At 46.7% G+C, this 17,308-nt stretch carries 16 protein-coding genes and 2 pseudogenes; all 18 read left to right on the top strand.

Annotation, left to right across the window (positions count from 1 at the left end; translation table 11 throughout):
* Positions 1-104: 104 nt before the first annotated feature.
* The 18 genes and pseudogenes from PCORN_RS04860 to PCORN_RS04930 all read left to right on the top strand — a co-directional run bounded on the left by PCORN_RS04860 (position 105) and on the right by PCORN_RS04930 (position 16,968).
* Positions 105-1,607 (top strand): phosphohexomutase domain-containing protein, encoded by a 1,503-nt coding sequence (locus tag PCORN_RS04860; protein ID WP_036078077.1) that lies wholly within the window; start codon positions 105-107, stop codon positions 1,605-1,607.
* Between the two features lie 22 nt (positions 1,608-1,629).
* Positions 1,630-2,220 (top strand): tyrosine-protein phosphatase, encoded by a 591-nt coding sequence (locus PCORN_RS04865; protein ID WP_277620160.1) that lies wholly within the window; start codon positions 1,630-1,632, stop codon positions 2,218-2,220.
* Entirely contained in the window at positions 2,189-2,392 is a 204-nt protein-coding gene (locus PCORN_RS20735) for a hypothetical protein (RefSeq protein ID WP_277620161.1), read from the top strand. The genes PCORN_RS04865 and PCORN_RS20735 overlap by 32 nt, the downstream gene beginning before the upstream one ends.
* A 302-nt stretch (positions 2,393-2,694) precedes the next feature.
* A complete protein-coding gene (gene pth / locus PCORN_RS04870) occupies positions 2,695-3,249 on the top strand; it encodes an aminoacyl-tRNA hydrolase (RefSeq protein ID WP_036078079.1) in 555 nt (184 codons plus the stop codon).
* Positions 3,250-3,395: 146 nt separating this feature from the next.
* Positions 3,396-6,941, top strand: a complete 3,546-nt coding sequence (gene mfd, locus PCORN_RS04875) for a transcription-repair coupling factor (protein ID WP_036078081.1) — start codon at positions 3,396-3,398, stop codon at positions 6,939-6,941.
* A 37-nt stretch (positions 6,942-6,978) separates the two neighbouring features.
* The gene (locus PCORN_RS04880; protein ID WP_036078083.1) at positions 6,979-8,550 is read left to right on the top strand and encodes a putative polysaccharide biosynthesis protein; all 1,572 of its coding nucleotides are present in this window, start codon (positions 6,979-6,981) and stop codon (positions 8,548-8,550) included.
* A 135-nt stretch (positions 8,551-8,685) separates the two neighbouring features.
* The gene (locus PCORN_RS04885) at positions 8,686-8,949 is read left to right on the top strand and encodes an RNA-binding S4 domain-containing protein (protein WP_277619741.1); all 264 of its coding nucleotides are present in this window, start codon (positions 8,686-8,688) and stop codon (positions 8,947-8,949) included.
* Between the two features lie 170 nt (positions 8,950-9,119).
* Positions 9,120-9,335 (top strand): annotated as a pseudogene (locus PCORN_RS20740) (sirohydrochlorin chelatase); the annotation flags it as partial.
* A gap of 72 nt (positions 9,336-9,407) precedes the next feature.
* The gene (locus PCORN_RS20745; RefSeq protein ID WP_277620164.1) at positions 9,408-9,731 is read left to right on the top strand and encodes a CbiX/SirB N-terminal domain-containing protein; all 324 of its coding nucleotides are present in this window, start codon (positions 9,408-9,410) and stop codon (positions 9,729-9,731) included.
* The gene (locus PCORN_RS04895; protein ID WP_036078090.1) at positions 9,728-10,153 is read left to right on the top strand and encodes a precorrin-2 dehydrogenase/sirohydrochlorin ferrochelatase family protein; all 426 of its coding nucleotides are present in this window, start codon (positions 9,728-9,730) and stop codon (positions 10,151-10,153) included. Before PCORN_RS20745 ends, PCORN_RS04895 begins: the two co-directional genes overlap by 4 nt.
* A gap of 121 nt (positions 10,154-10,274) precedes the next feature.
* Positions 10,275-12,677: pseudogene (nirB, locus tag PCORN_RS04900) on the top strand (nitrite reductase large subunit NirB).
* A gap of 5 nt (positions 12,678-12,682) precedes the next feature.
* Positions 12,683-12,994 (top strand): nitrite reductase small subunit NirD, encoded by a 312-nt coding sequence (gene nirD / locus PCORN_RS04905; protein WP_036078092.1) that lies wholly within the window; start codon positions 12,683-12,685, stop codon positions 12,992-12,994.
* Entirely contained in the window at positions 12,991-14,010 is a 1,020-nt protein-coding gene (gene cobA, locus PCORN_RS04910; protein ID WP_051999260.1) for a uroporphyrinogen-III C-methyltransferase, read from the top strand. Before nirD ends, cobA begins: the two co-directional genes overlap by 4 nt.
* Positions 14,011-14,034: 24 nt before the next feature.
* Positions 14,035-14,478 carry a GAF domain-containing protein gene (locus PCORN_RS04915; protein WP_036078095.1) on the top strand — a complete coding sequence of 148 codons (444 nt, stop codon included), beginning with the start codon at positions 14,035-14,037 and terminating at the stop codon, positions 14,476-14,478.
* Positions 14,479-14,870: 392 nt separating this feature from the next.
* Positions 14,871-15,104: a histidine kinase gene (locus PCORN_RS21230; RefSeq protein ID WP_077913794.1), complete on the top strand. Its 234-nt coding sequence runs from the start codon at positions 14,871-14,873 to the stop codon at positions 15,102-15,104.
* Positions 15,040-15,522 (top strand): sensor histidine kinase, encoded by a 483-nt coding sequence (locus PCORN_RS18230; RefSeq protein ID WP_241433070.1) that lies wholly within the window; start codon positions 15,040-15,042, stop codon positions 15,520-15,522. Before PCORN_RS21230 ends, PCORN_RS18230 begins: the two co-directional genes overlap by 65 nt.
* Positions 15,519-16,169 (top strand): response regulator, encoded by a 651-nt coding sequence (locus PCORN_RS04925; RefSeq protein ID WP_077913793.1) that lies wholly within the window; start codon positions 15,519-15,521, stop codon positions 16,167-16,169. The genes PCORN_RS18230 and PCORN_RS04925 overlap by 4 nt, the downstream gene beginning before the upstream one ends.
* 85 nt (positions 16,170-16,254) lie before the next feature.
* On the top strand, positions 16,255-16,968 hold the full coding sequence (locus PCORN_RS04930; protein ID WP_206537425.1) for a DUF2238 domain-containing protein: 714 nt from the start codon (positions 16,255-16,257) through the stop codon (positions 16,966-16,968).
* The last annotated feature ends 340 nt before the right edge of the window (positions 16,969-17,308 follow it).

The following is a 17,308-nucleotide window of genomic DNA, read 5'->3' on the forward strand; positions in this document are numbered from 1 at the left end:
TTGGAGTTGTAAAACAAAATTGGGAAGGAACATGCGTCGCTATCGGGGCGGATTTTTGGTACAATGGACGAGAGAATATACATAGAAATTGGAGGAGTGGGATTATGGCTTTGAAGGACTTGCAGAATGGCTCGGATATTAGAGGAATTGCGATTGGAACGGAGAAACACGATGTGACGTTGACGGATGAACATGTAAGTGCGATTGCGATTGGTTTTGCGGCTTGGCTTCGTGACGTGAAAAAGATGGGCGACCAGCCATCAGTGGCGATTGGGCATGATAGTCGTTTGTCTGCGGATCGAGTGAAAGACGTGCTTGTGGCGAGCTTGACGCGGTCTGGAATTAATGTCGTGGATGTTGGTTTGGCGACGACGCCGGCGATGTTTATGGCGACGCAATATGAGGATTACCAATGTGATGCGGCGATTATGATTACGGCGAGCCATCTTCCTTATTTCTATAATGGCTTGAAATTGTTCACGCGTGACGGTGGCGCGGAGCACGAGGACATTGATTATATTGTGGAGCACGCGGATGCGGTTGTTGTGGCGGGTGTTGCAGGAACGGTGACGCACAAACCTTTATTGCAAAATTATGCGGCGGACTTGGTCGGCAAAATTCGCGCTGGGATTGATGATCGGGCGGATTATGAGAAACCGCTTGGTGGAAGCCATATCGTGGTGGATGCGGGAAATGGTGCTGGTGGCTTTTTTGCGACGGAAGTGTTGGCAAAATTAGGCGCGGATATTACGGGGAGCCAGTTCCTTGATCCTAATGGGAATTTCCCAAACCATATTCCGAATCCGGATAATAATGAGGCAATGGCGAGCTTGAAGGAAGCAGTATTAGCTAATAAGGCTGATTTGGGCGTTATTTTTGATACGGATGTGGACCGGGCGGCGATTGTGAACGGGAATGGTGAGAGTCTGAATCGGAATCCGCTAATTGCTGTGATTTCGGCGATTATTTTGGAGGAGCATCCGGGAACGACGATTGTGACGGACTCGACAACTTCGACGCATTTGGAGCATTTCATCGAAGGGCTTGGTGGGAAGCAACACCGATTTAAGCGTGGATATCGTAACGTGATCAATGAGGCGATTCGCTTGAACGAGGCTGGGACGCAGAGTGAGATTGCGATTGAGGTTAGTGGTCATGCGGCTTTGAAGGAGAATTATTTCTTGGATGATGGCGCGTATTTGATTGCGAAAATCTTGATGCGTTATGCAAAATTACGCAAAGAAGGTAAGGATTTGGCGGATTTGACGCGGGATTTGAAAGTTCCAGCGGACAATGACGAGATTCGTTTATCGATTTTGGCAAGTAATTTTAAGGCGTATGGGTTGGCTGCTTTGGAAGATTTTAAAGGATTTGTGGCTAAAACGGATGGCTTGGAATTGGAGCCTGTAAATCAAGAGGGCGTAAGGGTCAACACGAGCGGTGCGTTCGGAAATGGCTGGTTCTTGTTACGTATGAGTTTACACGAGCCGGTTATGCCAGTAAACTTAGAGAGTGATGAAGTAGGCGGAGTCGATAAAATTAAGGCGGTATTGCAAGAATTCTTCGGCGAATACGAGGAAATTGATAGTACGAGCCTGCAAAAATAAGCCAATAGAAGGAATGAGAAGTATGATTGATATACATTGCCACATCTTGAATCAGTTGGATGACGGACCAAAAACGGAAACGGGCAGTCTTGCCATGGCGCAACAAGCAATAGCAGAGGGTTTCACGGATATCATTGCGACACCGCATCATTTGAAAGGTGATTATTTTAATCTACGGCCTTCTGTGGCAGAGCATGTGGCGGAGCTGAACGAGGCGATTAAGGATAACGGAATGGAGCTGCAAGTGCATGTGGGGCAGGAAGTGCGCTTGCATGGCGAAATTATTGAGGGCTTAAAAAACGGAGATTTGGCGTCGCTTGCGGGAAGCCGTTATGTATTGATTGAGTTTCCGACGCAGAGCATTCCGGTTTTCACGGAACAATTATTTTACGATTTGCAGATGGCGGGATATGTGCCGGTAATTGCGCATCCAGAGCGGAATTTTGAGATTATGGAAAATCCGGAGCGGTTGTATGAATTTGTGTCGCACGGGGCTTTGGCACAACTTACTTGGTCGAGTTTAGACGGGAAGTTCGGGGAAAAAGTCGAAGAAATCGAGCGAGATTTTGCTGGAAAATCAGTTGGTTCACTTTTTGGCGACGGATGCGCATGATACGGTTCGCAGGCCACTTTTGCATAAGGAAATCGAGCAGCGCTTGGTGAAGAAGATTGGCTCGCGTTATGTGGATTACTTAAAAGGAAATGGCGCGAAAGTACTTAATAATGACGTGATTATGGCGGAAGATTACACGATACCATCGCAAAAACGGTTTTTCTTGTTTTAGTATGGTGAAAAATTGGTAGGGACGGTTAGTTCATGTTCTTACCAGTTTTTTTTGTTTCTAAGATAATCTATCAGTAGCATGAGCAGGAATGTTACAATGCCGGCGCCGCTTATCGCGAGATAATAAAAAAATTGGGTGGTTAGGCTAACGCGGGACGTATTCTGCGAGGGGGTTGCTAATTTTATTTTGCCAAAAGACATCCCTTTCTTACAGCGCCAAATCGTGGTATAATCAAACGAAGCGTATAGCCGTAAACAACCATTTCATTAGTGAAGTGGTTTAATTCATTGAGGAGAGTCGTTATGAAGATGATTGTTGGGCTCGGGAATCCGGGTAAAAAATATGAACGTACTAGGCATAATGTCGGCTTTATGGTCGTCGATGAGCTTAGTTTTAGATATCAAATGCCTTGGAAGAAGTCGAAATTTAATGGGATGACGAGCAGTATCGTTGTGAATGGTGAGAAAATGTTACTCGTGAAACCGTTAACTTTTATGAATCTTTCAGGGGAATGCGTGCGTCCATTAATGGATTATTATGATATTTCAGTCGATGATGTGATGATTATTTATGATGATTTGGACTTGCCTACGGGGAAAATTAGACTTAGGCAAAAAGGCAGCGCGGGTGGTCATAATGGGATGAAATCATTAATTCAGCATTTGAAAACGCAGGATTTTAACAGGATTCGTGTTGGTGTGGATCGGCCTGCGAATGGGGATATTATTAATTATGTGCTTGGGGATTTTCCGAAATCGGAGCAAGCGGATATTATCGACGCAATAAAGAAGAGTGCGGATGCCGTGGAAGCCTGGTCAAATAAAGGTTTTGCAGAGGTTATGAATCAATTTAACTAAACTGTGGAATAGAACGCGAAATAAAGCGATAATGTTTTTTTTTAGGTAAGGCTAACATTATGCTTTAAACAAATTAAATACGAACGCTTGTCGCCTATTTATTAGAAATATGCAACATATCAAGGAAATAAAGGAGGCCTTTTAGTGTGAAGGGATTGCAACAGCTTGTCTATGAACAAAAAGATATTCGTGGCGTTATCAAAGAATTGGATGAAAAGGGAAAATCGCAATTAGTAACGGGGCTTTCGGGTTCAAGTCGGGCGTTATTTGCCAGTGTTATCGAGGGCGGAACGCAGCGACCGGTTATTTTTGTGACACATAATTTATACCATGCTCAGAAATTATACGATGATTTGTCGGCTTTGGTGGACAGTGATCGTCTTTACTTATATCCTGCTGATGAGTTGATTTCGTCGGAACTTAGTATCTCAAGCCCAGAACTTCGAGGGCAACGTGTGGAGGTACTACAATTTCTGCTGTCTCGAAAACCGGGAATCGTGATTGTACCTGTTTCTGGGATGCGCAAAATTTTGCCGCCGGTTTCGATTTGGGAGAAGTATAATATTTCGCTGATTCAAGGTGCGGAAATTGAGCCTGAAGCTTTACAGAGCCAGTTAGTGACGATGGGGTATTCGAGAAGTGATATGGTCAACACGCCTGGTGAGTTTAGTATTCGCGGCGGGATTATTGATATTTATCCGATTACGGAGGAGCACCCGATTCGGATGGAGTTATTTGATACGGAAGTGGAGTCGTTGCGCTTCTTTGATGTGGACTCGCAACGATCGATTGAGACGGTGGAGGAGTTCCGCTTGGTGCCTGCGACGGAGATTTTGCTGGAGCCAGCGTTTTTCCCGGATTTGGTGGTGCGGATTGAGAAAAAATTAGCGCAGACGCTGAAACAGATGGCGGGCGAGAAGGATAAACAGCAACTGGTAGAAAACTTGGAAGAGGATTTGGAGTTGCTTCGTGACGGCCAAAAACCGGATATGTTTTTCAAGTATATTGGGATGTGTTATCCTGATCCGGCTTCGTTACTGGATTATGTGCCGCAAAACTCGATTTTGTTATTTGATGAATTTGCGAGGATTCAGGAGACGGATGAGCGTTTAGAAAAAGAGGAAGCGGAGTGGCAAACGGAGACGCTAGAACGGTTGGAGACGGTTCGTGATACGAAGATGAGCCACAATTTCCGAGCGCTTCTGGAAACGGATCGCTTGTCGCGGATTTATTTGTCGTTGTTCCAAAAGACGCCGAACAGTGTGCGGATTGCGAAGATGACGAATATTGTGTATAAGCAAATGCAGCAATTCCACGGCCAGATGAGTGTTTTGAAAACGGAAATGGATAGCTGGGCGAAAAACAATTATGCGGTCGTGATTTTGGCGCCGTCTATTGAGCGTGCGGAGAAAATGAAGCAGACGCTCGCGGATTATGAGATGGAAAGCGTGATTTTGAAGGATGAGGCGGAGGTTCCGAAATTTGGTCAGACGCAATTTGTGCTTGGTAGTTTTCAGAATGGATTTGAGTTGCCGCTTGCCAAGGTTGTTTTTATCAGTGAGACGGAACTTTTTAACAGTAAGAAGCAGCAGAAGCCGAAAAAACGGCAGAAGTTGTCGAATGCGGAGCGGATTCAGAGTTATTCGGAGCTGAAGGTTGGCGATTATGTGGTTCACGTGAATCACGGGATTGCGCGTTATGTCGGGATGGAGACGCTGGATATTAACGGTGTTCATAAGGATTACTTATTGTTGATGTATCAAGGCGATGATAAGTTATTTATTCCGGTGGAGCAACTGGAGCTCGTGCAAAAATATGTTGGCTCGGAAGGTAAAGCGCCGAAGTTGAACAAGCTTGGTGGCGCGGAGTGGAAACGTGTGAAGACGCGGGTTCAGGCTTCTGTGCAGGATATTGCGGATGATTTGATTAAGCTGTACGCGGAACGTGAGGCGGAGCGGGGTTATGGCTACAGCCCTGACGGCGAAATAATGCGCGAGTTTGAAGATGCGTTTCCGTACCAGGCGACGGAGGATCAGCTGCGTTCGGTTATGGAAATCAAGAAGGATATGGAACGCGAACGGCCAATGGATCGCTTGCTTGTCGGGGACGTTGGTTATGGGAAAACAGAGGTTGCCTTGCGTGCGGCGTTTAAGGCGATGATGGACGGGAAACAGGTCGCGTTCCTTGTGCCGACAACGATTCTGGCGCAGCAACATTATGAAACGATGAAGGAGCGGTTCCAAGGATTCCCGATTGAGGTCGGGTTGCTGAGTCGATTCCGGACGCGTAAACAGCAGAATGAGACGCTAAAAGGTTTGAAGTCGGGTCACGTGGATATAGTAGTTGGAACGCATCGCCTGCTTTCGAAGGATGTGGAATACCATGATTTGGGCTTCCTTGTCATCGATGAGGAGCAACGGTTTGGCGTGACGCATAAGGAGAAGATTAAGCATATTCGATCGAAAATTGATGTGTTGACGCTGACGGCGACGCCGATTCCGCGGACGCTACATATGTCGATGCTCGGTGTGCGTGATTTGTCAGTCATTGAGACGCCTCCAGCCAACCGTTTTCCAGTGCAAACCTATGTGGTGGAGCAGAATAATGTGTTGATTCGGGAAGCAATTGAGCGGGAGCTCGCGCGTGACGGTCAAGTTTTCTTCCTGCATAACCGAGTAGATTCCATTTTGCAAAAGGCGGATGAGATTAAGATGCTCGTTCCGGATGCACGTGTTGCGGTGGCACATGGTCAGATGACGGAAACGGAGCTTGAGTCTGTGATTTTGAGTTTCCTTGAAGGGGAATATGATGTGTTGGTGACGACGACGATTATTGAAACGGGTGTCGATATTCCGAATGTGAATACGCTATTCGTTCAAAATGCGGATCATATGGGACTTTCCCAGCTGTATCAATTGCGCGGTCGTGTTGGTCGTTGGAACCGGATTGCCTATGCGTATTTTATGTATCAGAAGGATAAAATTTTGCGTGAAGAAGCCGAGAAGAGACTGCAGGCGATTAAGGAATTTACAGAGCTTGGTTCTGGGTTCAAAATTGCGATGCGTGACTTGTCGATTCGGGGCGCGGGTAATATTTTAGGGTCGCAGCAGCATGGCTTTATTGACTCGGTCGGCTTTGATTTGTATTCGCAAATGTTGCAAGAAGCGATTGCGGCGCGTCAGCCTAAAGAAGATCATGAGAAAATCGTGCCGGTGGAGATTGATATCACGGTGGATGCGTATATTCCGGAGCATTATATTCAGGACGGACGTCAAAAAATTGAGATGTACAAACGTTTCCGGACGGTTCTTGATATGGATGACTTGGAGGAATTGCGTTCAGACATGATGGACCGATTCGGCGAATATCCAGAGCAAGTCGAATATTTATTCACGATTACAGAGCTGAAAGTGTACGCGATGCGAGTTGGCATTGAGTCGGTGAAACAAGATGCGACGAAGATTACGATTCAGTTCTCAGAGGATGGTACGCAAAATATGCGCGGCGACATGGTGATGCAAGTTATCGGTGAATACGGTCGCCAAATTGGTGTGGGTATGGACGGTCAACAACTTAGAATTACGGTTAACGTCGGCGCCAAGCCGCTTCAAGAATGGCTATTTGAACTGAAAACATTGACGGACAAACTTTCAGAAGCGAAAAAAGAAGTTGCAGAATCAAACGCAGAATAAGTTGATACTAAATTTCTAGAAAAGGCGGTGGCGTACAATGGCTCAAACAACAATTAAGAATTTAATGAAGGGCGCGGTTTGGCTAACACTTGCGTCACTGCTTTCTAAAATACTCAGCGCGGTATACCGTATCCCTTTCCAGAACATGGTTGGGGATATTGGTCTTTACATATTTCAACAAGTGTATCCCATCTATGGAATCGCGATGACGTTAGCTTTAGCAGGATTTCCAATCATTGTTTCGCGTCTGATTGCGGAAGAAAAAGACGTCACGAAACGTGAAGAAATTTTTCAATCGGCATTGCAAGTTATGATCGGCGTCGGACTCGTCTTTTTCTTCGCGATTTTCTTTGGAGCCGAGTTCATCGCCCGCGTCATGGGCGACGTCCACTTAACCGTGCTGATTCGCGTCATCAGTTTTGCATTTCTATTAATGCCGTTTCTAGCCAGTTTGCGCGGCTTTTTCCAAGGACATGAGCAGATGATTCCGACCGCCATCTCGCAAACCATCGAACAACTCGTGCGCGTTATCATCATTATCGCTGGAGCAACAGGTGCCGTCGCACTCGGATGGAACCTCTACATGACTGGGGCTGTAGCCATGAGTGGTGCAGTCGTCGGTGGATTCGGCGCACTTGGCACGCTCCTCTATTTCTATCTGCGCAAGAAACCCGAAACCATCAAATTCACCAGAAAATGGGCCAGCGCGAAGTTCGTCAAACGCTTCCTAGCGCAAAGCATCGCCGTCTGCACTACAAGCGCCATGCTCATCCTGTTTCAACTTTTAGACTCCTTCCAAGTGTACCGCCTCATGCGTGAATCAGGCATTGACAGTACCACCGCGAAAAGTCTAAAAGGAGTCTACGATCGCGGACAGCCTTTGTTACAACTAGGCTTGGTACTGTGCATGGGCCTCGCGCTCGCTATCGTACCCATGATTACATCCGCAAAAGCACGCGGTGAAACAAAAGAATTACGGCGCTCTGTCCTGCTCATCATCAAGTTAACCATCTTACTTTCAGGCGCAGCGACACTTGGACTCATCGCAATTATGCGCCCAACAAACCAAATGCTTTTCGAAACCGCAGCTGGAACCGGGGTCCTACAAATTTTCATCCTATCCTTGTTCCTAAGCTCGCTAATCGTAACCATGAGCAGCATTCTACAAGGGTTTGGAAATATGGCAGGACCAGCCGTCGCCGTGTGCCTGGGACTCGCCGTCAAAATCGCCACCAATGCCATCCTAGTACCGCGATTCGCCACATACGGCGCCTCATGGTCCACCGTCATTGGCCTTACAGCAACACTCATCATGTGTTACATCCTGCTCAAACGCCAACTACCAGTCCCGTTCATCCGAAAACACATGATTGGCTGGGCCCTACTCGCGTTCGCAGCAATGATCGCCGTCCCAGTCGCGTGGGAAGCGTTCTGGCCGCTCACAAGTCGCATGGGTAGTGCCGTCGAAGCGTTGCTTGGCGCCCTAATCGGAGGGACGATCTTTTTCTACTGCATCATCAAATTCCGACTACTCACCGCCCGCGACCTCGTCTACATGCCATTTGGCTCCAAGCTGATGTGGCTCGCTAATAAAATCCATAAGAGGTAGTGAATCAGAAAAATAGTTTTCAGGATATCCCGCCGAATCGCGTCGCCACGCTGAGATAGTTGCAATTTCGCGTCAATCATGCGAAGATAAAGATAAATTTTACAAACAAAGGATGGATGAACCATGGCAGTAACAATGCGTTTAGATAAATTTTTAAAAGTATCCCGACTAATCAAACGGCGCACCGTCGCAAAAGAAGTCGCTGAAAAAGGCCGTATTTCCGTGAACGGTGTTGTCGCCAAACCAGGTACGAATGTCAAAGTTGAAGATGAACTTGTCATCAAATTCGGACAAAAAACCGTGACGGCGCGCATCGATCGTTTAGAAGAAAACGCCCGCAAAGAAGTCGCAACAGAGATGTACACGATTTTAAAAGAAGAGCGCAAAGACGAAGAATAAATGAAAATCTGAGCTTGAGACGCACGACTGGTTTCAAGCTCTTTTTTCACATTTCAAGGAGGAAAATCAATGAAAGCCATCATGTACGTTGCCCACGGAAGCCGTTTGCCAGAAAAAAAACCGCGAATTCCGAGCTTTCGTAGCAAAAATCGCCCAAAAAAAGACCGGAACCCTGTCAAAAAATCGCTTTTCTAGAAAAAGAAGACGAAACGATGCAACTCGTCGGTGAAGCGATGATGGAAGAAGGTGCCACCGAGATTACAGTCGTGCCCATGCTCCTATTCCCAGCGATGCACGCGACAAAAGACATCCCAGAACAGGTCGCTAGCTTGCAATCTGCGCACCCAAACGTGACATTCCGGATCACAGACACATTTGGCGCCGAACCTGAAACAATCGCTACAGCAGCCACACGAATCCGCGATGCCAAGCCCGAGCCCGACGCGATCATCCTCGTCATCGCCCACGGAAGCGCATCGTACGCGGAACCAAGAAATCAAATGCAACGCGTCATCGCAGAACTAAGCGCTCAACTAGGCCACAAAGTAACACTAGGCATGCTTCACGGTGAGCCGAATTACAAACAAGTCGCCACCGAATTAGCCGCGGCACAGGAAAATGTCTACTGGATGCCTTATTTCCTTTTCGCAGGTCAGCTCGTCGACAAAATTCGCACAGGCAACACCGAAATCAGCCCAACTTGGCACGAAACTAGCTGCCTTGAATTAGATGCAAACCTTACAACCGCAGTCCTGCGGAAAATCGAGGAGGCCACGACATGAGCTACCCAGTTCTCCTGCAACTAACCGACAAAAACGTTACCATCATCGGCGGCGGCAAAATCGCAACAAGAAAAGCAAGAGGTTTGCTCACAACTGGTGCCAACATCACAGTTATCGCACCAACTTTCACGGAAGAACTACAACAAATGCCCATCCACCGAATCCCAGAAAATTACCAAGCTGCGCATCTAAACGGAGCCTTTCTCATTTTTTGCTGCACAAACGATCCAGCGGTGAACACCCAAATAACCCAAGACGCCACCGCGCATCAACTAATCAACGACTGCACCGACAAATCTAGGTCCGATTTTTTCAACATGGCAACGCTGCAACAAGAAGACCACCTCATCGCGATTTCGACAAGTGGAGACAACCCGACACGAGCCAAAGAAATCCTTCAAAAAATCCGAAAGAAGCGCTGAAACGTAGGCGCTTTTTCAGTGTTTTCCCCCATACTCCGAACCCTCCAACCCCTGTATAATAGACCTATCTAATTTTATAATTATTTGTTCATATATTCACAATTAACAGGAGGAAAAACACATGCCAAAACAAAAACTACTCATGATCGGCAATGGAATGGCTGGCGTACGCACCATCGAAGAAATCCTAGACCGCAATCCAGACAAATATGACATCACGATTATCGGCGACGAACCGCATCCGAACTACAATCGCATCATGCTGTCCAATATCCTGCAAAACAAAATGACGCCATCCGAAATCATCCTAAATGACGAAACGTGGTACGCGTCCAACAACATCACGCTACATACCGACGAGCAAGCCATATTAATCGACAGGCTCACCAACACAGTTACAACCACGAAACGCAACATCACGTACGACCGGCTCATTTTAGCGACAGGATCAAGAGCTTTCATCCTGCCCATCCCAGGCGCTGACCTAGAAGGCGTACTTGGATTCCGAACAATTGCTGACACAGAAAAAATGATTGCAGCATCCAAAAAATACGAACGAGCTACCGTCATTGGCGGTGGTCTACTTGGTTTGGAAGCAGCGCGTGGACTTCTCGATCAAGGCATGGACGTCACCGTTATCCATCTCGCGGACTGGCTGATGGAAACACAACTCGACGCCAAAGCAGGAGAACTTTTAAAAGCAGATCTTGAAGCGCAAGGCATGAAATTCCTCATGCAAAAAGCCACCTCCAAAATCCTCGGTAAATCACGCGTCACAGGCCTGGCATTCAAAGACGGCACGCAAATCGAGACCGACCTCGTAGTCATGGCGATTGGCATCAAACCCGAAATCGAACTAGCGCAACACGCGAACTTGCCGACAGGACGCGGCATCGTAGTCGATGATTTCATGACAACCGCCGATCCCGCAATTTTTGCCGTTGGAGAATGCGCGGAACATAATGGTATCGCATACGGCCTTGTAGCGCCACTTTACGAACAAGGGAAAGTTCTCGCAGACCATTTATGCGGCATCGAAACGAAAGGCTATCACGGTAGCAAAATGTTCACCCAACTCAAAGTATCCGGTTGCGATCTCTTCTCGGCCGGCGACATCAAAGAAAACGCTGAAATCAAAGGCGTCACGATTTTCAATAGCATCGAAAACAAATATAAAAAAAATCTTCATGCGCGATGGCAAGCTAGTCGGTGTCGTGCTTTACGGCGATACAACAGAAGGCAACCGTCTATACAACCTGCTCAAAAAAGAAGAAGAACTCACCGACTTCACGCTCGTTTCACTGCTCCACAAATCAGGCGAATCCGAAAGTACGAGCGTCGCAGAAATGCCCGATGACGAATCCGTATGTGGCTGTAACGGTGTCACGAAAGGCGATATCACGCAAGCTATCACCGACAAAGGCCTCACCACGATTGGCGAAGTCACTGCGCACACGAAAGCCGGCGGATCTTGCGGGAAATGTAAACCAATCATCGGTGACATTCTAGAACACACACTCGGCGACGATTTCGTAAGCGCAGCGCCAGCAGGAATTTGCGGATGTACCGACTTCACACGCGACCAGCTCATCATCCAAATCCGCTCCAAACAACTACAGACCGCGAAAGAAGTCCGTCACGTCCTAGCGTTCCGCAACCCAGAAGGCTGCTCTAAATGCCGTCCAGCACTCAATTACTACCTCAACATGATCTGGCCGCAAACGCACGCCGACGAACCTGAAAGTCGCTACGTCAACGAACGGCTACACGCCAATATTCAAAACGACGGCACGTACTCCGTTATTCCACGGATGTACGCAGGCCAAACCAATCCACAACAACTCATCAAAATCGCTAAAGTCGCCGAAAAATACGACGTCCCACTAGTAAAACTAACCGGCGGACAACGCATCGGCCTATACGGCGTCAAAAAAGAAGACCTCCCGAAAATCTGGGAAGAACTCGACATGCGCTCCGGTTTTGCATATGGAAAAACATTGCGCACCGTCAAATCCTGTGTCGGCTCGAAATTTTGCCGCTTTGGCACCCAAGATGCACTCGCACTTGGCGAAGCCTTAGAACGTAGATTTGAGTTCGTCGACACACCACATAAATTCAAAATGGGCGTCTCCGGTTGCCCAAGAAGTTGCGTCGAATCAGGCGTCAAAGACTACGGCATCATCTGTGTCGAGAACGGTTATCAAATCTACATCGGCGGAAACGGCGGCACAGAAATCAAAGAAGCACAGCTCCTAACCACCGTCGCGACCGAACAAGAAGTACTCGACATTTGCAGCGCCTTCGTTCAATACTACCGCGAAACAGGCGTCTACATGGAACGAACCGCACCATGGCTGGAACGAATGGGCATGGAACACGTCCGCGACATCATTCTTGACCCAGCCGAACAAGCGACCCTAAAAGCCGCGCTAGATGAAGCGCTCGCAGGCCGCGACGACCCATGGAAGCAAGTTTTACAAGACGAAGAAAAAACAAAAAACTATATCACGTAGAAAGAGTGTGACCGCGATGGAGAAAAAATATATAGCAGACTTAGAAAATTTGACCCCACTCATCGGTCGCGAAGTGCTCCTAGATAGCGCCAAAATCGCGTTATTCCGACTATCAGACGACAGCGTGAAAGCTATCGAAAACCGATGCCCACACAAAAATGGACCACTAGCAGAAGGCACCGTATCTGGAACCGACGTTTTCTGCCCACTTCACGACTATAAAATATCACTAGAAACAGGTCTAGTCGCGGCACCTGATGAAGGTTGCGTCAAAACCTACGAAACCGTAGTCGAAAACGGCAAAATCTATCTGGTAACGAATCCATGACAAACGTCTATCTCATTGGCGCAGGCCCAGGCGATCCAGGACTCCTGACACAGAAAGGTCGGCGCCGCCTAGAAACAGCAGATATTATCATTTACGACCGGCTCGTCAACCCGATACTGCTTCACTTAGCGAAAAAAGATGCCGAGTTCCTATACTGCGGCAAACTTCCACACCATCACACGATGCGCCAAGACCAAATCAACACAGCCATCGTCACGAACGCCGCACAAGGTAAAAAAGTAGTCCGTCTTAAAGGTGGCGATCCAGCCATTTTTGGACGCGTAGGTGAAGAAATGAAAGCAATCTCAGACGCCGGTTTGACCTACCAAGTCATCCCAGGCATCACGTCCAGTTCCGCCGCGGCAATCTATGCGGGAATTCCCCTAACACATCGCGACCATAACGGGCACGTCACTTTTGCAACTGGTCATCAGAAAAACAACGCCCTCACGGAAATTGACATGACAACACTCGCACAAGGTGGCACACTCGCATTTTACATGGGAATCGAAAATCTCCCGCGCATCTGCGAGAAAATCACCACGCAACCAGAGCTCGCCAAACTTCCCGTGGCCATCATCGAATGGGGAACGCTAGGCCGTCAAAAAGTACTAACAGGAACCATCGCGACGATCGAATCCGAACTAGCGCAAACCAACATGGCGAATCCTGCCATGATCATCATCGGAAACGTCGTCAAAGAACGCAGCGACACCTCTTGGTTCGAACAAACGCCACTATTCGGCAAACGCTACCTACTAGCATCCGAAACGGGCATCACCTTCGACCAAATTTGCGACTATACCGACCTTGGCGCTCACATTTATGCGCTCCCAATCCAAGACGCGAGATTCGACGACATCACCACCCGCGTCCTATCCGAGCAACAATGGGATGGCGTCATTTTACACGATGGAACACCAGCTCGAATTTTTCAAGAAGAATTAATCCGTTTGGGCATAAATGAAACCTTTCACATATTCCAAAACGAACCTCCGCATGTTATTCTAGAGTAGTAGTTAAGGAGGAATGACATACTAATGAAAGAACAAGATATAGCAAACGAACTGATCGATATTAGGTTGCAATTCGGGCTAGACTTTGTCGGCATTGCCACCGCAATCGCAGCTGGCGGACAAAAAGAAATACGCTGGAAATACGTCGCTGGCAACCGCAATAACCGCTATCAAAAAATCGTCCTCCAAGTTGGCAAAGGCATCGCCGGCATCGTTTGGCGGACCGCGAGACCAATGATTTCAGAAGACCTCAAAACCGATAGACTCGCGCCAATTCAAGAATACCCCATTGCACTCACTGAAAATTTAGCGAGCATTATCGCCGTGCCAATTATGTCCGAGGGCGCTGTTATCGGTGTAATGTTGGGCGGCTACCGTAAACTGACGCAAATAAAAACCTCGATGCCCACAGATTTCCAAACAATTGCCGACAAAATGCAACAAAGTCTACTAGCCGTAAAGGAATGATGCGAAATGGAAATAACATCCAAACTATTCATGAAAGCCTACGAACAGATGAGCGACGCTGTTTTTTTTGTTACGGGATAAAAGTGAAATCATCGCATCGAACCCAGCGGCAAACCAATTGCTCGACCGCTATGAAGTGAAGCTAGACGATTTCTGCACTTATTGCAACGGCTACACCTCGATTTTTGAAGAACGGACATGTCTCGGCTGCTCCTTGCGAAAACGAATCGACAACGAAGCCTTCCAAATCTTCCTGAACGTGAAAAATGGCGAAAACATTCCATTCAGCGCGAGTTACACGCTCATCGATGAATCAGCTGGAATCAGCGTGTTACTCCTGCGCAACCTAACGCAACAACAACAGACCGAACAGCTTTTGAAGCAAAAAAACAATGACCGAATACGTTATCAATGCTCAGGAAAACGAACGAAAACGCCTATCCCGCGAGCTTCACGATGGTTTGGCGCAAGGCCTTTTCAGCACGCTCATCGAACTTCGCAAAATCAAATACATGACAAAAAAAAGAAGATTACGAATCAAGCATTGCGGAAATGGACTCGATGCTCGCGACGACCCTGGAAGACATTCGCAATATGGCGGTAGAATTACGCCCATCTTCCCTTGACGATCTCGGTATTTTTGCAGCGCTAAAAGCCTATTTTAAACGCTATGAGCAACTTTTCGGTGTCCATGTCGTTTTTGTTTCCGAACTTTATGGCACGCGTTTCCCAGCAAGCATCGAAACCATGCTATACCGCGTCACCCAAGAAGCGCTAACAAACGCCGCCAAATACGCGGACGTAGACGAAATCGAAGTATACCTTTTCAAAACGAAACAAACGATCGTACTCGAAATAAATGACCAAGGTATTGGCTTTTCACCAGACCATTTCACCGCAGAAGGAAGTGGCTTAGGCTTGCTAAACATGAAAGAACGCGTAGAACTTTTGCACGGGGAATTCGAGCTTCGTTCAGAGCCCAATCAAGGGACGAAAGTACTAGTCAGAATACCAATCGAGCTAAAAGGAGGCAAAACAACATGATCAAAGTACTCGTTGTAGACGACCATGCCGTAGTCAGAAGCGGCCTATCTTTTGTCATCAACTCCCAAGAAGATATGACCGTAGTAGCGGACGCTGCAGACGGTCTGGAGGCTTATCTCGAAACCGAGCGCCACACGCCAGACGTTGTTTTAATGGATCTTAGTATGCCACCAGGCGAAAATGGTTTAGTCACCACAAAAAGAATCAAGGAGAACTTTCCAGGCACCAAGGTCCTCATTTTGACGATGCACGACGACGAAGAATACCTGTTTCGAGCTTTAAAATTAGGCGCGTCCGGCTACATCTTGAAAAACGCCAAAGACGACGAACTCCTAGATGCCATCCGCGCTTTACAACAAGGCGAAACCTACATCTATCCAAAAGTCACGACGGCTCTCGTCCGCCAATTTTTACAACAAAATAACGGCGAAGAAGTCAGTGATTCCTATGTCCAACTCTCCAATCGCGAACAAGAAGTTTTGCCTTTAATCGCGCTTGGCTACGGCAACAAAGAAATCGCCAATAAACTATGCATCTCGGTGAAAACCGTGGAAACACACAAATCAAACATCATGAATAAGCTCGACCTTACTACCCGCGCCGAAATCGTTAAATACGCTATAAAGAAAAACCTCATTGATTTATAACAAGTTCGGTTTAAACTTCCTTTTTAGCAAAAAAGTAATTATAATGAATAAATGATAAAAGTTTTGAAAAGGGAGTGTAATTCATTTGAAGAAAACTAGAAAGTGGAATTGGACGAAAATCATCGCGATATTTATTTTCGCATCGCTGTTAGTATCGTTAGTATTTTCCATCTACAATTTAATAACAACACCGGAAACAGGCGTGCCAGCCGGAGAGCCAACGCGTAGCGATTATTCATTAATGGTCAGCCAATGTATCCTAGGGCTAGTCGCTATGTTTTTACCATCGATTCTTGGACGCCGATTTAAATTTGAAATTCCGGGGAACATGTATCTCGTATTCATTATTTTTCTATATTGCTCGATTTACCTTGGAGAAGTTCAAAGCTTCTACTACTTAATTCCGAATTGGGACACGATTTTGCACACATTTAGTGGTGCTATGCTCGGCGCACTCGGATTTTCTGTTATATCTTTTCTTAACGAAGACGAACGTACAACGATGAATTTAAGCCCAGCTTTCGTAGCCTTGTTCGCCGTATGTTTTGCGGTAACACTTGGCGTTGTCTGGGAATTTTACGAATTCGCCTCCGATAGATGGCTAGGTATGAACATGCAAAAAACAATGCTAGAAGACGGCACAAAACTCGCTGGAACCGCTGCGGTGACAGATACGATGGAAGACTTGTTTGTTGATTTCCTCGGTGCGTTCGTATTCGCCACCATCGGCTACATCAATCTAAAACGTAAAAAAGGTTGGATGGAGAAATTCGAATTCAAAAAAACAGTGAAAAAGTAATAGTACGATTAAAGGCTTGTAATGGTTTTTCGTTATAAGCCTTTTTTGAAAAGAAGGAGAAAAACAATGGCATTTTCGTTGGGAGACATGGTTTTTACAGCAGTCGTATTTTTCGTCCCGCTAACAATCATTATGGCAATAATGCTACTTATAATCACTTTATCAAGAAGGAAAAACAACGCAACTAGGGACAAATATCCAGACCATAAAGCATAAAAAAAATAAAATTATGCAACTAAAATAGAACAGAATGTAACTTAAAAAAAGATCGTACAAAATAAACGGAAATACCAATGGAACAAAAAGGCTTGGAAAATAATTGGTATCATTTTAAACAAGA

The sequence above is a fragment of the Listeria cornellensis FSL F6-0969 genome (genome assembly GCF_000525855.1).
GTDB classification, from domain to species: Bacteria; Bacillota; Bacilli; order Lactobacillales; family Listeriaceae; genus Listeria_A; species Listeria_A cornellensis.

What these genes read in the sequence shown, in the direction of transcription:
- PCORN_RS04860 (WP_036078077.1), top strand. Translation starts at nt 105, where the DNA reads ATGGCTTTGAAGGACTTGCAGAATGGCTCGGATATTAGAGGAATTGCG.
- PCORN_RS04865 (WP_277620160.1), top strand. Translation starts at nt 1,630, where the DNA reads ATGATTGATATACATTGCCACATCTTGAATCAGTTGGATGACGGACCA.
- pth (WP_036078079.1), top strand. Translation starts at nt 2,695, where the DNA reads ATGAAGATGATTGTTGGGCTCGGGAATCCGGGTAAAAAATATGAACGT.
- PCORN_RS04880 (WP_036078083.1), top strand. Translation starts at nt 6,979, where the DNA reads ATGGCTCAAACAACAATTAAGAATTTAATGAAGGGCGCGGTTTGGCTA.
- PCORN_RS04885 (WP_277619741.1), top strand. Translation starts at nt 8,686, where the DNA reads ATGCGTTTAGATAAATTTTTAAAAGTATCCCGACTAATCAAACGGCGC.
- PCORN_RS04895 (WP_036078090.1), top strand. Translation starts at nt 9,728, where the DNA reads ATGAGCTACCCAGTTCTCCTGCAACTAACCGACAAAAACGTTACCATC.
- nirD (WP_036078092.1), top strand. Translation starts at nt 12,683, where the DNA reads ATGGAGAAAAAATATATAGCAGACTTAGAAAATTTGACCCCACTCATC.
- cobA (WP_051999260.1), top strand. Translation starts at nt 12,991, where the DNA reads ATGACAAACGTCTATCTCATTGGCGCAGGCCCAGGCGATCCAGGACTC.
- PCORN_RS04915 (WP_036078095.1), top strand. Translation starts at nt 14,035, where the DNA reads ATGAAAGAACAAGATATAGCAAACGAACTGATCGATATTAGGTTGCAA.
- PCORN_RS21230 (WP_077913794.1), top strand. Translation starts at nt 14,871, where the DNA reads ATGACCGAATACGTTATCAATGCTCAGGAAAACGAACGAAAACGCCTA.
- PCORN_RS18230 (WP_241433070.1), top strand. Translation starts at nt 15,040, where the DNA reads ATGCTCGCGACGACCCTGGAAGACATTCGCAATATGGCGGTAGAATTA.
- PCORN_RS04925 (WP_077913793.1), top strand. Translation starts at nt 15,519, where the DNA reads ATGATCAAAGTACTCGTTGTAGACGACCATGCCGTAGTCAGAAGCGGC.